Source organism: Methyloradius palustris (assembly GCF_019703875.1).
Taxonomy (GTDB): Bacteria; Pseudomonadota; Gammaproteobacteria; order Burkholderiales; family Methylophilaceae; genus Methyloradius; species Methyloradius palustris.
Map to the genome: position 1 here is coordinate 1,904,243 of NZ_AP024110.1, position 14,556 is coordinate 1,918,798.

The 14,556-nt window shown below is 47.3% G+C and carries 15 protein-coding genes and 1 tRNA gene; 1 reads left to right on the forward strand and 15 read right to left on the reverse strand.

The genetic code is table 11. From position 1 onward, the window contains the following. Positions 1–11: 11 nt before the first annotated feature. From nuoH to ZMTM_RS09250, 13 genes are all read right to left on the reverse strand, one after another. Positions 12–1,058, reverse strand: coding sequence for an NADH-quinone oxidoreductase subunit NuoH (gene nuoH, locus ZMTM_RS09190; protein WP_221763595.1), 1,047 nt, complete (start codon positions 1,056–1,058; stop codon positions 12–14). Next, on the reverse strand, positions 1,058–3,478 hold the full coding sequence (nuoG, locus tag ZMTM_RS09195) for an NADH-quinone oxidoreductase subunit NuoG (RefSeq protein WP_221763596.1): 2,421 nt from the start codon (positions 3,476–3,478) through the stop codon (positions 1,058–1,060). Before nuoG ends, nuoH begins: the two co-directional genes overlap by 1 nt. Further along, complete coding sequence (gene nuoF, locus ZMTM_RS09200; protein WP_221765665.1) at positions 3,471–4,835, reverse strand: NADH-quinone oxidoreductase subunit NuoF; 1,365 nt, start codon at positions 4,833–4,835, stop codon at positions 3,471–3,473. The genes nuoG and nuoF overlap by 8 nt, the downstream gene beginning before the upstream one ends. Next, positions 4,835–5,308 (reverse strand): NADH-quinone oxidoreductase subunit NuoE, encoded by a 474-nt coding sequence (gene nuoE, locus ZMTM_RS09205; RefSeq protein WP_221763597.1) that lies wholly within the window; start codon positions 5,306–5,308, stop codon positions 4,835–4,837. The genes nuoF and nuoE overlap by 1 nt, the downstream gene beginning before the upstream one ends. Then, positions 5,308–6,561: an NADH-quinone oxidoreductase subunit D gene (locus ZMTM_RS09210; protein WP_221763598.1), complete on the reverse strand. Its 1,254-nt coding sequence runs from the start codon at positions 6,559–6,561 to the stop codon at positions 5,308–5,310. The genes nuoE and ZMTM_RS09210 overlap by 1 nt, the downstream gene beginning before the upstream one ends. Continuing rightward, positions 6,554–7,150, reverse strand: coding sequence for an NADH-quinone oxidoreductase subunit C (locus tag ZMTM_RS09215; RefSeq protein WP_221763599.1), 597 nt, complete (start codon positions 7,148–7,150; stop codon positions 6,554–6,556). The genes ZMTM_RS09210 and ZMTM_RS09215 overlap by 8 nt, the downstream gene beginning before the upstream one ends. Continuing rightward, complete coding sequence (locus tag ZMTM_RS09220; RefSeq protein WP_221763600.1) at positions 7,151–7,627, reverse strand: NuoB/complex I 20 kDa subunit family protein; 477 nt, start codon at positions 7,625–7,627, stop codon at positions 7,151–7,153. Between the two features lie 21 nt (positions 7,628–7,648). Next, positions 7,649–8,005: an NADH-quinone oxidoreductase subunit A gene (locus ZMTM_RS09225; protein ID WP_221763601.1), complete on the reverse strand. Its 357-nt coding sequence runs from the start codon at positions 8,003–8,005 to the stop codon at positions 7,649–7,651. A gap of 48 nt (positions 8,006–8,053) precedes the next feature. After that, positions 8,054–8,138: transfer RNA gene (locus ZMTM_RS09230), tRNA-Leu, on the reverse strand. A gap of 66 nt (positions 8,139–8,204) precedes the next feature. Then, positions 8,205–8,570: a preprotein translocase subunit SecG gene (gene secG / locus ZMTM_RS09235; protein ID WP_221763602.1), complete on the reverse strand. Its 366-nt coding sequence runs from the start codon at positions 8,568–8,570 to the stop codon at positions 8,205–8,207. A gap of 115 nt (positions 8,571–8,685) precedes the next feature. After that, on the reverse strand, positions 8,686–9,441 hold the full coding sequence (gene tpiA / locus ZMTM_RS09240; RefSeq protein WP_221763603.1) for a triose-phosphate isomerase: 756 nt from the start codon (positions 9,439–9,441) through the stop codon (positions 8,686–8,688). A gap of 67 nt (positions 9,442–9,508) precedes the next feature. Further along, a complete protein-coding gene (gene recJ / locus ZMTM_RS09245; protein WP_221763604.1) occupies positions 9,509–11,203 on the reverse strand; it encodes a single-stranded-DNA-specific exonuclease RecJ in 1,695 nt (564 codons plus the stop codon). Further along, positions 11,203–12,180 carry a hypothetical protein gene (locus tag ZMTM_RS09250; RefSeq protein WP_221763605.1) on the reverse strand — a complete coding sequence of 326 codons (978 nt, stop codon included), beginning with the start codon at positions 12,178–12,180 and terminating at the stop codon, positions 11,203–11,205. Before ZMTM_RS09250 ends, recJ begins: the two co-directional genes overlap by 1 nt. 87 nt (positions 12,181–12,267) lie before the next feature. On the opposite strand from ZMTM_RS09250, the gene sixA reads away from it, so the two are divergent. Next, positions 12,268–12,720 carry a phosphohistidine phosphatase SixA gene (gene sixA, locus ZMTM_RS09255; protein ID WP_221763606.1) on the forward strand — a complete coding sequence of 151 codons (453 nt, stop codon included), beginning with the start codon at positions 12,268–12,270 and terminating at the stop codon, positions 12,718–12,720. Between the two features lie 70 nt (positions 12,721–12,790). Here sixA and ZMTM_RS09260 read toward each other — a convergent pair whose 3' ends face one another. Beyond that, positions 12,791–13,984: a glycosyltransferase gene (locus ZMTM_RS09260; protein ID WP_221763607.1), complete on the reverse strand. Its 1,194-nt coding sequence runs from the start codon at positions 13,982–13,984 to the stop codon at positions 12,791–12,793. A gap of 144 nt (positions 13,985–14,128) precedes the next feature. Further along, the gene (locus tag ZMTM_RS09265) at positions 14,129–14,515 is read right to left on the reverse strand and encodes a diacylglycerol kinase (RefSeq protein WP_221763608.1); all 387 of its coding nucleotides are present in this window, start codon (positions 14,513–14,515) and stop codon (positions 14,129–14,131) included. Positions 14,516–14,556 lie beyond the last annotated feature (41 nt).

The window sequence follows — 14,556 nt, forward strand, 5'->3', positions numbered from 1 at the left end:
AATATACTGGATCAATGAAATAAGTAGGCCAAAGGCGTCTGCATAAAAGCGCCCACTACTACTATCCATACCAAGGTAATAGGAATGAAAACTTTCCAACCCAGACGCATAATCTGGTCATAGCGATAACGTGGAAATGTCGCCCTGAACCATAAGAATATGAAGAGTAAAGCAGCCACTTTGGCTAATAACCATAAAAAACTATCTGGCAAAAATGGCACTGGTGAGAGCCAACCGCCAAGGAACATGAGCGCAGCCAGCATACAGACCAATATCATATTGGCATATTCGGCCAAGAAGAAAATAGCGAACGCCATACCTGAATATTCAACGTGGAAACCTGCGACGATTTCAGATTCACCTTCTGCCACATCAAACGGTGCGCGATTTGTTTCAGCAACGGCACTAATAAAATAAACAATAAATAACGGGAATAATGGCAACCAGTACCATTGCCAGAATCCACCCGATTGAGCTAATACAATCTTGCCGAGATTCAGGCTACCTGCCGCCATCAGCACACCAACCAGTGAAAATCCCATGGCGATTTCGTATGAAACAATTTGAGCCGCTGAGCGCAAGCTGCCTAGGAACGCATATTTGGAATTGGATGCCCAGCCCGCAATGATGACGCCATATACAGCAACTGATGTCATGGCGAGTATATACAGCAGGCCAGCATCAATATCGGCCAGCATCATGTTTAAATCAAAAGGTACCACCGCCCACGCTGCAAAAGCAGGCGCAATGGCTAACACGGGACCTAATAAGAACAAGGTTTTGTTTGATTCTGCTGGGAGGATAATCTCCTTCATCAGCAATTTAAGGCCATCAGCCACTGGCTGTAGCAGGCCAAAATAGCCAACGCGATTTGGCCCAATCCGCACTTGCATGAAGCCAATGACCTTACGTTCAGCCAATGTGAGATAAGCTACAGCGCCCATCAATGGCAGCACGATGGCTACTATTTTGATTAACGTCCAACCTGTAATCTGCACAGCTGGCCACCAGCCACCAAACAGGTGTTGCAAGGGTTGGAGTATAAAGTCAGCTGACATTATGCAGTCGCTTCCATTGCAGGCGCAGTGACCTGTATTTTTTCAACCGTGATTTCACCCATTAAATCACCCAAGCCCAAGGTGGCCTGACTTGCGCCCGCAATTCTGACGCAAGCCGAATGCACTCTACTATCAGCTTTCGCCTTCAATATCGCTTCGCCATGCGCTTGTTTCACTAAAACGGTATCGCCATCTTCAATACCCAATTTAGCCAATAACTTGGGATGCATAGCAGCGACTGGCTTGGCTAGATACTTGGTTTTTTGTAATGGTGGTGACCGACGCACAATGGCATCTGACTGATATTGTGGAATCTCACCTATGCGCTGCAACTCACCTTCCAGCTTGACTTTGACTACCACATCAATCAATTCACGGAGGTTGTTGTTCAAAGTACGCCATACGACTGACGATGGTTTCTCACCGCCAAAAATCTCATCTTTCACTTCTTCGCTGCTATCAAACTCAAAACCTTGTAGTCCCAGTGTATTACCTAAAACGCGCAACACTTTCCATGCAGGACGGCACTCGCCCAATGGCTTGGTCACAGCCTTGAAGCTCTGCACACGGCCTTCCATACTCATGAAAGTGCCTGAAGTTTCAGTGAATGGTGCAATCGGCAGCAACACATGTGCATTTCGCAGTGCATCTGACTTATAGGCAGTCAATGCGACAACACAATCAGCTTGTGCAATCGCCTGATTGGCAAGCGCTGGGTTATGACAATCGAGCTCTGGCTCAACATTCACAAGCACATAGGCTTTGCGAGGTGACTCCAGCATAGCCTTGGCATTCAAGCCCTTTACCTGTGGCATAGCGCCAACAAGATTAGCGCCAACACTATTGGCACCAGCAGAAAGCACACCAAATGTCGCACCACAGAGTGATGCGATGGCTTCAGCCAAGCTGTAAATTTCAGTATAGCGAGGATGGTGTTGCGAAATATTGCCAAGAAATACGGCTGAACGTGGGCTGACTAAATCAACCAGATCGCCATGCCCAGCTAGGCTGTTCGCCATAGCCTTACTGTTATCCCAGACCTTTATATTTTCCAACAGCTCATTCAGAGACTTAGGTAGACATAAGGAAAGTCTTTCCAAACCTGAAATGGCTTTGAGAATTTGTGCTAACACATTAACCATGTCATTCGGCGAGCAGATGGCTTTGTGCATCACTGGGATGAGCGGATCATCATCTAAGGGGTTAACCAATGATAATTCAGCGCCATTCGCAACAGCTTTACGTATGCGCTGAGCGAGCAAAGGATGTTCATTACGTAAGTTACTGCCAATGACCAGAATACGATCCATCTGTTCCACATCAGGGATGTTGCAACCCATCCACACAACGCCCAGACGTTTGCCATCATGGCGGAAATCGGTATGGCGCAAGCGGTAATCCACATTATCTGAGCCCAGGCCATGCGCCAATTTCTTGGCGAGATGTGCTTCTTCCATGGTGCTGTTAGGGGAAACCAAGACACCAATCTGGTCGCCACCTCTTGTATCCGCAATCTCTTTCAAATGCCCTGCAGCAAACTCGAGTGCGGTCTTCCAGTCAGTTTCATGCCATTCACCATGATGCTTAATCATTGGAATCGTTAATCGATCTGAACTATTCAGGCCTTCGTATGAAAAGCGGTCGCGGTCTGACAACCAGCATTCGTTGATGCTTTCTTTTTCGCGCGGCAATACGCGCATGACTTTGCCGTCTTTAATCTGCACTTCAATCTGAGACCCTAGGCCATCATGTGGGGCAATTGATGGTCTGCGTGTCAGCTCCCAAGTGCGGGCAGAGTAACGGAACGGCTTGCTGGTCAGTGCGCCAACTGGGCACAAATCAATGATATTGCCAGACAGCTCGGAATCTACGCTCTTATCAACATAAGCCGTAATCTCAGCATGTTCGCCACGATTAATCAGGCCTAACTCCATCATGCCGCCAACTTCTTTTAGAAAGCGTACGCAGCGTGTACATTGGATACAACGCGTCATATCGGTAGATACCAATGGGCCAATGTTCTTGTTCAGTACTACACGCTTTTCTTCGGTATAGCGTGAACCACTTGCGCCATAAGCCACAGCAATATCTTGCAAATCACACTCGCCGCCTTGGTCACAGATTGGACAATCTAGCGGGTGATTAATTAGCAAAAACTCCATCACGCTCTTTTGTGCCTCAACTGCGGCTTTAGAACGGGTAAAAATCTTCATGCCATCAGCCACTGGTGTTGCACATGCTGGCAGTGGCTTATTAAATTTTTCAACTTGCACCAAGCACATGCGGCAATTGGCAGCTACTGAAAGTTTTTTGTGATAACAGAATCGTGGGATTGCTATCCCCAGCTTATCGGCTGCATCAATAATAGTAGTACCGTGATCGACTTCAACTGGCTTGCCATCAATCTCAATATTAAGCATGTGCCACCTCTAAATTCGCCTGCTTATATTTACCAGGGTTTTGCTGAGCATCCACCATGCTATGGCCGTTCTGGATGTAATACTCGAATTCAGGCCTGAAATGCTTGATGAAACTTAATACAGGGGTAGCTGCAGCGTCGCCCAACGCACAGATCGTGCGTCCTGAAATATTGCTGCTCACATCGGTCAGCAAATCGAGATCTTCCATCTTGCCTTGGCCATTGACGATGCGACTGATCACGCGATAGAGCCAGCCCGTGCCTTCACGACAAGGAGTGCATTGGCCGCAGGATTCTTCAAAAAAGAAATAAGACAAACGCTTGAGGGTTTTGACCATGCAAGTGGTTTCATCCATCACAATCATAGAACCAGCACCAAGGCTGGAACCCGCTTTGGATAAGCCATCGTAGTCCATAGTAGCACCCAGAATAGCTGCTGCAGGCATAACGGCAGTTGATGGTCCCCCAGGAATGACGGCTTTTAATTGCCGGCCTTTCCATACCCCGCCGGCAATCTCAAGCAATTCAGCAAATGGCATGCCCATTTTCACTTCGTAATTGCCGGGCCGCTCAACATGGCCGGAGACTGAAAATAACTTGGTACCGCCAGAGTTAGGCACGCCTAAATCCTGAAATGCCTGACCACCATGCTGCAATATCCATGGGATAGAAGCATAGGACTCAGTGTTGTTCACATTGGTCGGCTTGCCAAACACGCCATAACTGGCAGGGAAAGGCGGCTTGAAGCGAGGCTGGCCTTTTTTACCTTCGATCGACTCAATCAAGGCAGTTTCTTCACCGCAGATATAAGCGCCGTAGCCATGCACAGCATATAAATCAAAACTAAAATTTGTACCGAATAGATTTTCGCCGATAAAACCAGCAGCGCGTGCTTCCGCCAGTGCGTTCTCAAAGATTTCGTAGTCTTCCCAGATCTCACCGTGGATATAGTTATAACCTACGCGCGCACCTAACGTGTAGGCGGCTATCGCCATGCCTTCTATTAGTTGGTGCGGGTTGTAGCGAATAATGTCGCGGTCTTTGAATGTACCTGGCTCGCCTTCATCCGTATTACAAACGAGATATTTAGTGCCGTCATAATAGCGCGGCATGAAGCTCCATTTAAGGCCTGTTGGGAAGCCCGCACCACCGCGACCACGTAGACCTGATAATTTCACCTGCGTAATAATTTCAGTAGCTTTTACTTTTTCAGAAACAATACGTTTCAGCTGGGCATAGCCGCCAGTTTTCAAATAAGTGTCAAGTGAGTTGGGGTGATCAGACAGCATGGTGCGCAGACACACCAGCGTCTCTTTATCTGACCGATACTGCGTAGGGGTTGTGTCCAGATAACTCATCATTCCAGCCCTTCAAGAATCTCGTCAACTTTTTCTGGCGTTAAAAACTCATGCATCTTGTGATTATTGATGTGAAATAAAGGAGCGCCAGCACAAGTACCCATGCATTCGCCCTCTTTCAGCGTAAATTTACCATCGGCAGTCGTTTCATTAAAACCAATAGCCAGCTTGTGATTAAGATGCTGCACAATCCCATCAGCATCACGCAACATACAAGAAATATTGGTGCAGACCGTGATTTTATATTTACCAACAGGCTCAAGCTCGTACATATTGTAGAAGCTTGCAACTTCAAGTGCGGCGATGGCTGGGATTCGCAGGTAGTCGGCGACAAAGGTGATGGTTTCTTTTGACAACCAGCCTTTTTCCGTTTGTGCGATACGCAAAGCGGACATCACTGCCGCCTGACGATTCTCAGGTGGATATTTCTTAAGTTCGTATTCGATTTTATCAATGGACTCTTGAGATAACATCAGCGGTCAATCTCCCCAAATACAATATCTTGCGTGCCTATAATCGCAACCAGATCAGCAATCATATGACCACGCGTCATTTCATCTAGCGCTGCCAAGTGTGGGAAACCAGGCGCGCGAATCTTGAGGCGATATGGTTTATTTGCGCCATCTGAAATCAGATAGATACCAAACTCACCTTTAGGATGCTCAACCGCAGCATAAGCTTCGCCAGCTGGTACATGGAAGCCTTCGGTGAATAATTTAAAGTGGTGGATAAGGTCTTCCATATCCATCTTCATACCTTCACGGGCTGGCGGCGCAACCTTGTTATTGCTGGTAATGACAGGGCCAGGGTTTTTACGCAACCAATCTATACATTGCTTAACGATGCGATTGGACTGACGGAATTCCTCGATACGCACCAAGTAACGATCATAACAATCGCCATTAACGCCGACAGGAATATCGAAATCCATCTTATCGTAGACTTCATAAGGCTGTTTCTTGCGCAAATCCCAGGCAATACCTGAGCCGCGCAGCATAGGGCCTGTCATCCCTAATGACAGCGCACGTTCCGGCGTAACTACGCCGATACCTACGGTACGCTGTTTCCAGATACGGTTATCAGTCAGCAAGGTTTCGTATTCATCTACATAGGTAGGAAAGCGATTGGTAAAGTCTTCAATGAAATCGAGCAAGGAGCCTTGCCGATTGTCGTTCATGCGATTGATGGCTTTTTGATTATGGATTTTGGATGCTTCATATTGCGGCATGCGGTTAGGCAAATCGCGATAAACGCCGCCTGGGCGGTAATAAGCCGCGTGCATGCGAGCACCAGAAACCGCTTCGTAGCAATCAAACAAATCTTCACGCTCTCGGAAAGCGTACAAGAATACAGTCATCGCACCAACATCCAGCGCATGAGCGCCCAGCCATAACAGGTGATTCAAGATGCGGGTAATCTCATCGAACATGACACGAATGTATTGCGCGCGAATCGGCACTTCAATGCCCATCAACTTTTCAATCGCCATCACGTAGGCATGCTCGTTGGACATCATGGATACATAATCCAGACGATCCATATAAGGCACAGACTGCAGATAAGTACGGTTCTCGGCAAGTTTTTCAGTGGCCCTATGCAACAAACCAATATGCGGGTCAGCGCGCTGGATCACTTCGCCATCCAACTCTAGCACCAAGCGCAAAACGCCATGCGCTGCTGGGTGCTGCGGGCCAAAGTTCATGGTGTAATTACGAATCTCAGCCATTGTGGAAACCTTCGTCACGTATCATCCGTGGCACTACATTGCGAAGTTCGATAGAAACAGGTTGGTAAATCACACGCTGCTGCTCAGGATCGTAGCGCATTTCTACATTGCCTATCATCGGGAAATCTTTACGGAATGGATGACCGATAAACCCATAGTCCGTCAGCAAACGGCGTAAGTCTGGATGGCCTTCAAACATCAAGCCATACAAATCAAAAGCTTCACGCTCAAACCAGTTGGCGGCAGACCAAATATCAACCAGCGTTGGGATAACGGGGAAATCATCATCTTTAGCAAACACCTTTAATCGCAGGCGGTGATTCAGGCTAATAGACAAAAAGTGGTAAACCACAGCAAAGCGCTGGCCTTCCCATGTGCCTTCGCCGTGATCGATATAGTCAACACCACACAGATCAATCAGTTGCTCAAACTTTAATGCGGTATCATCACGCAATACTGTACAGACATCGAGCAAATCAGCGGGCTTACATTCAACCGTAATCTCACCAACATGCGTGGTAGTGCGAGTCAACTTAGTGCCAAGTACCGCTTGAAGATTTTCAGTTAGTTTTTCTAAACGCGTTGTCATCTATCTGGCAATCGTATTCGTGCGTTTAATTTTGGTTTGAAGCTGGATGATGCCGTAGAGCAAAGCTTCAGCAGTAGGTGGGCAACCTGGCACATACACATCAACAGGCACAATACGGTCACAACCTCGCACAACGGCATAAGAGTAATGATAGTAACCACCACCATTAGCGCAGGAACCCATGGAAATCACCCAGCGCGGTTCAGCCATCTGGTCATACACTTTACGCAATGCAGGTGCCATTTTGTTGACTAATGTACCAGCGACGATCATCACGTCAGACTGGCGTGGGCTTGGGCGAAACACGATACCGAATCTATCCAGATCATAACGTGCCGCACCTGCATGCATCATCTCAACCGCACAGCAGGCCAAACCAAATGTCATCGGCCACAATGAACCTGTACGGGTGTAATTAATCACCGTATCAAGCGTTGTGGTGACAAAGCCTTTTTCCAAGACGCCTTCAATGCTCATTGACAGCCCTCAGTTGAATATTCACTCCCATTCCAATGCACCCTTCATCCACTCGTAGACGAATCCAACAACTAATATGCCCAGAAAGACCATCATAGCCAAAAAGCCAAACAAACCTATTTCCTTAAGTACGACAGCCCAAGGGAAAAGAAATGCGATTTCGAGATCAAAAAGAATAAACAGAATGGCAACCAAATAGTAGCGCACATCGAACTTCATGCGCGCATCTTCAAAGGCTTCAAAGCCACATTCATAAGGAGAGTTTTTTTCAGCATCAGGACGATGCGGAGATACCAGCTTACCTAGCACAAGGGGGCCGACACCAACGGCTAAGCCGACGATGATGAACAGCAATATAGGAAAGTAATTTTCCAACATGTCCAGCCCCTGTTACTCCATTTTATGGAGTGATTACGAGTATTGATATGGTGCCGACGGTGAGACTCGAACTCACACGACTTTCGTCACTACCCCCTCAAGATAGCGTGTCTACCAATTCCACCACGACGGCATTTTTATTTTAGGTCTATTAACCTTAATTACTATTCACCAACCAACACGACTAACATTTTGAAACTTAGTTAGGGACGTCTTTGGCTGGTGTATCTTTAACTGAGGTTTCACTTGATTTACTTGGTACATCGGCATCGCCCGCTTTAGCAGGAGTAACCGAAGTAGTATCTTGTAATTTGATGACACTGGTGTGTTCAGGTCTGTGGCTTGATAGATAAGCCAAAGTCAAACTGGTCGCAAAAAATACAGCCACAGAAACTGAAGTGGCACGGCTCATGAAGTTGGATGAGCCACTTACGCCGAACAAACTGCCAGATGCGCCACTACCGAATGCAGCGCCCATATCAGCGCCTTTTCCGTGTTGCAAAAGTACCAAGCCAATCACGCTCGAAGCTGCACATACGTGCACAATCATTACTATAGTTTCCATATTTTCTCTAATTTACTATCTTGGTTGTCTGAAGCAAAAATTAACTTCTTCAGGCATTATCTTCAGTGTGAAATCGAGTAGATTGCGCAACTCGACTTAATATCTAAATGCATATTCAATTGTTTGCAGCGCGGCAAATTCCTTCAAAATCATTGGCATTCAATGAACCCCTGCCAATTAAACCGCCATCAATATCTTGCATAGCAAATAATTGTGACGCATTTGAGGGTTTTACGCTACCCCCATATAGAATTCTTACCTTATCTGCAGCCTCAGAATGCAAGGCACCAATACGTGCGCGAATGAACTCGTGAGCGCTTTGCGCTTGATCCGGGGTAGCCGAAAAACCTGTTCCAATTGCCCAAACTGGCTCATAAGCAACAACAGCCTTGGTAAACACTTCCGCACCCACACTATTCAATATCGCATCCAGTTGCGCAGCCAACACACGCTCTCTTAAACCTGACTCACGCTCCTGCAGAGTTTCGCCCACGCAAAGCACGGGTGTAATACCAACCCGCTGGGCTGAAACAAACTTGGCAGCGATATTCGCATCGCTCTCACAGTAGGCAGTGCTACGCTCAGAGTGGCCAACAATCACGTAACTAGCGCCGAACTCCTTGAGCATATCGGCACTTACTTCACCGGTATAAGCCCCTATTTCGTGCTTGGCAAGATTTTGTGCGCCCCAACTGATATTGGTTCCCTGCAAAAGGCTTTGAGCTTGAAAAAGATAAGGATAAGGAACACAGACGGCATAATCTGCCTGTTTGAGTACTGCCAAATTGGGGATGAGTGCTTCCAGCAAGGCTTTGTTTTGTGCAAGCGAGCCATGCATCTTCCAATTTCCAACCACTAGCTTGCGACGCATATTGATACCTAGAATTTTGTTGAATTTTACCCTGTCTAGCCAGGCAGGGTCAACGCGAGAATCAGCCTTAGATAGCTGGCTGCCAATGTTTTAGCGCCAACTGAACTGATTGTTTTCCATTGTATTGATTAGTTTGCAACTGATATACAGCGCTAATGTTCTCAGGCAAAAAATCTTGCTGCTGAAAAAAAATAGCATCAAACCGCTGGCGATTTTTGCCCAAAGTTAGCTTTAAATGCTTTTCACCAACAATACGCTGTTCAAGCACCTTGAATTCATCTTGAAACATCGGCTGTGGAAAGCCTTGCCCCCAGACTTGGCGCTCTATAGCAGCGGCCATATCCCAACCCATATCAATGGCATCCAGTGCGCCGTCCACCTCTACCACAGACTCTAAATCAGCAGGGGTTAACAGGCCTGCAACTACGGCCTCAAAACTTGAGTTGAATACATTGAAATCAGCCTCACGTATGCTCAAACCAGCCGCCATCGCATGCCCACCAAAACGGAGTAGCAGGTCAGGCTGTTTTTTAGAGAGCAAATCCAGCGCATCGCGCAAATGCAGGCCCGCAATAGAACGGGCCGAGCCTTTCAATATGCCATCACCTGCATTGGCAAAAGCAACGACTGGGCGATGATGCAGCTCTTTGATGCGCGAGGCTAGAATGCCAATCACCCCTTGATGCCAGTTGGTATCGTAAAGCGAAATAGTAAAACGCTCGCTTGCATCAATATCATCCAGCGCAATCATGGCGGCATCTTGCATGTCAGACTGAATATCGCGGCGCGTGGCGTTCATCTCGTGTAGTTTTTGCGCCATTTGTTGCGCTTCGTCTTCATTATCTGTGAGCAGACAATGGATACCTATCGACATATCATCCAACCTGCCAGCCGCATTCAGCCTTGGACCTACGCTAAAGCCCAGGTCTTGTGCAGTTACCAATGCTGGATTTCGTCCCGCAACTTTTAGCAATGCACGTATGGCTGGGCAGCCTTTAGCAGCGCGTATTCTGCGCAAACCCTGATCGACCAGAATACGGTTATTTTCATCCAGCTTGACCAAGTCAGCCACTGTGCCAAGAGCAACAATATCCAGCAGTTCTGTAAGATTAGGTTCGGGCTTATCAACATATGCGCCTCTGGTACGGAGCTCTGCGCGCAAAGCTAGCATTACGTAGAAAATAACGCCGACACCTGCTAAATTTTTACTTGGGAAATCACAACCATGCTGGTTAGGGTTCACAATGCAGGCGGCATCTGGCTTGGTATCTGCGGGTAAATGGTGGTCCGTCACCAGCACGGCAATGCCTAGTTTGTTGGCTGCGTCTACACCTTCAACACTGGCAATACCGTTATCCACAGTAATAATGATGTCAGGCTTGCGAGTCGCTGCGAGCGCGACAATTTCTGGCGTTAAACCATAGCCATATTCAAAGCGGTTGGGCACTAAAAAATCAACCTTAGCGCCCATGCTGCGCAGGCCACGCATCGCTACTGCAGTCGCGGTTGCGCCATCGGCATCGTAATCGCCAATCACTAGTAGTGATTTATTTTGGGCAATTGCATCGGCCAGTAACTTGGCCACCTCTACTGCATTTGTCAGCTTTTCAGGTGCAATCAGACCTGTAAGCGAAGATTCAAGCTGGGAAGCCTGCGCAATGCCGCGTGCCGCCAATACGCGGGCTAATGCAGGGTGTATACCGCTGGCGACAAGATTGGCTTGAAACTCAGGCTCGTAGCTCCGTTCAACAACTTTTACCATCAGAACTCTGATTCCTTGAAATAGCTATTAATAGGCTTGATTTTGCGCCAAAACTTTAAGGTATCGATTCGTTTAATGTTCGCTTGCAACACTTGCCCCTGATGTTCGATATATAGATTAATTTTCTTCAAATTGCCCAGCCTGAGTGCTTTCATCAGACTATTAAAATCAAAGTTCTGTATATCCAAGGCCTCATTAATTTCCAGCAAAATATCAGCTTCTTTGCTCAACAATTGACCAGCGCTCTCTGGTATAGCCATCGCTTCCAAGCCATTCATTAAGGCCAATCCACGCAATAACGCGCTTTTTGCAAAAATGGTTTTTTTGATTGATTGTTCTGGCGCTTGGTAAAAGCCACCGCCTGATAACCAAATGCTATTGATAGGCACCAAGCTATTTTGTTCACGTAATTGATTGATTGCATGGTCATGCAACAACATCTGTATTTCGTTAAGAATTCCATGCCACTTTGCCATGCCCTTACCTTGCGGCATATGCTGGCGAATATCACGCCCTGCCGCTAACTCGGGTAATGTTGTACTAATCTCGGGGTTTTCAGATAGCTTTAAATAAAACCCATTAATGCCATCTTTAGCAGAACTACTAGTAATGAACTGCAAGCCATCACGAATAAAGTGCTGGTTCAAAAGTGCAATCAACGCCTGCAGCTCAGCCTCGGAAACCACGGTTAACGCCAGAGGATAAAGCGAAAAATAATCGCGCTGCAATACCAAATGCACTGGGTGCGCCATCAACCAATAATCTTGATCTGGCACTTGAGAACCTAGTGTTTGAGATTGACCAATCAACGAAACCGCCGCAATCGGCCAATCGGCCTGCTTGGCAACACCCATTAACTTGCACATCAGGGCATCCACTGATGCAGTCACCAGCTCATTGCTAGAGACCGCCAATAGACGCTCTAAATGGATGTTATTAAGCAACGCCCCTTCTCTGATGACAATATCAATTAACATGTTTGGGCATTCATGGAGATGTCATTTTGTAATCGGTGGCGTGGCGCATAAAATACAGGTGTCTTTAATGAATAATACCACCATCCTATGGAACTGATTTTATGGCGTCACGCCGAAGCGGAAGATAGTTTTCCTGATATGAGCCGCGTATTAACGGCCAAAGGTGAACAACAGGCGAAAAAGATGGCGACTTGGCTAAAACGTCATTTACCGCCAGATACAAAAATTCTGGTAAGCCCCGCAAGGCGCACTCAGCAGACCGCAAGTACTCTGGGTATGGAATTCACTACACTGGATTCACTTGCGCCCGGTACTCCACCAACCGCTATTCTCGAGGCAGCAGACTGGCCGCGTGGCAACGGCACGGTGCTGGTAGTTGGGCATCAACCAACTTTGGGAATGGCTGCCGCCTATGCTCTAAGTGGAAAACCGCAATACTGGAGTGTAAAGAAAGGGGCGATTTGGTGGATTTCTAGCCGAGTACGCGTGCACGAAGATCAAGCAGTATTGCGGGTCACCATATCGCCTGATTTTTTATAGATAGAGGCAATTGCTGATTTCTCAGTTTCGTCATTCCCGTGCAAACGGGAATGACGAATAAATAAGTTTGTCAGGCAATTTTCAGTTTGGTATTGGTTTCAGTCTCCCCAGTTTGGCTTAACAACTGCTCATAAAACTGAGCCATGCGCTCAGCCTGCGCACGTGATGTCCAGCGCTTTTCAGCGTATTTTTTCGCCGCTACGCTCAACTGCTGACGCTTGCTATCGTCATTAATCAAACTGAATACTCTGTCAGCAAATACGGTTGCATCTTCAGGTGCAATCAAAGCACCCTCGCCTTCAATCAATATCGATTTGGTGCCCAGCTCCGCAATTGCGACCACAGGTACGGCTTGCGCCATTGCCTCTAGCAATACCAGGCCTTGCGTTTCAGATTTTGAAGAGAATACGAATACATCCGCCGCTTTGTAGCAGGCATTCAGCTCGGTATTACGGTCAAGATAGCCAATGAATTTGATGTTATTTTGCAACTGTAACTCTTGCGCTTTTTTGTGCAGGCTTGCCTCGGCAGGGCCTTCGCCGGCGATCATTAACAATACGCCTGGCTTCTGCTTACGTAACTCAACCACCATATCAAGCAAAAAGCTGATGTTCTTTTCAAACGCAACACGGCCTACATACAGCAGCACATGGCGCTTAAGTGCAATGCCGTGTTTAGTACGAAACGCATCACCATCGGCTGGCGCAAAACTATGCGCTTGTAGGCCCGTGGGGATAACTTCGGCTTTGACTTTAACGCCGTATTCTCGCAGCACATCCAGCATAGGCTGGGATGGCGCAACGATCGCATTGACGGCGTTACATTGACGGCGTGAGATACCCCTAGCCATACTGCGTGCCAAGCCTGTAGGTATCCAAGGCAGGTAGTGATGCAGATAATCTTCAAAAAAGGTGTGGTAGGTTTCAACGCATGGCACGTTGAGAAGGTGTCCTAGCTTAAGGCCGAGGTAATGCGCCACAAATGGGGTATGGATATGAATGAGGTCATATCCCTCTTTGCGTAGCTCACTCAACCTATCGAGCGCCACGCCATACTTCATCAGTTTGTCTTCAGGGTCGAAATAGATACCACGCGCTGGTATACGTTTGATCCAGGCTTCATCTTCAGTCTTTACGCCATACTCAGGTGCAATCAAATGGACGGTATGTCCCATTTCCTGCAGCTGGCCGACAAAGGTACGGATAGACGTTGAGACACCATTCACACGTGGGAAATAGACATCAGAGATAAACAGGATTTTCACGGGCGCGCCCCTTTGAGTTGGGTTAAGTGAGATTGTTTAAGCTGCGCCGCAATTGCAGTCGCCAGCTTTGAATGCCTCAAATGCTAGCGACTGATTGTGATGGTTTAATGTGAAATTTGTGTCAGGGAGATGACGGTATGAAGATTAGCCGAAAATCAGGAAGCCCCAGACCACTGCTAGGTTGATTAAACTCAGCAATACAGCAGCACTACCAATATCCTTGGCCTGCTTGGCCAATTGGTGGTTTTCCAGAGAAATGCGGTCAACCGTGGCTTCAATTGATGAATTTAGCAACTCAACAATAATCACCAACAATACACTGGCAATCATGATGGCACGCTCCATACCCGTATGCCCAAGATAGATGGCTAGGGGAATCAACACAATTGCCAGCCGAACCTCCTGACGGAACGCGTCCTCATTCTTGTGCGCGGCTTTAAGTCCAGCCATAGAGTAGCCGAATGCATTAACCAACCGGGTTAATCCGGTTTTACCTTTAAACGGGCTAGTCTCGTGTGTTGTATTTTCCATAATTATTCCGTGATGTATTTGATTAGTCTTATATTCGGGAA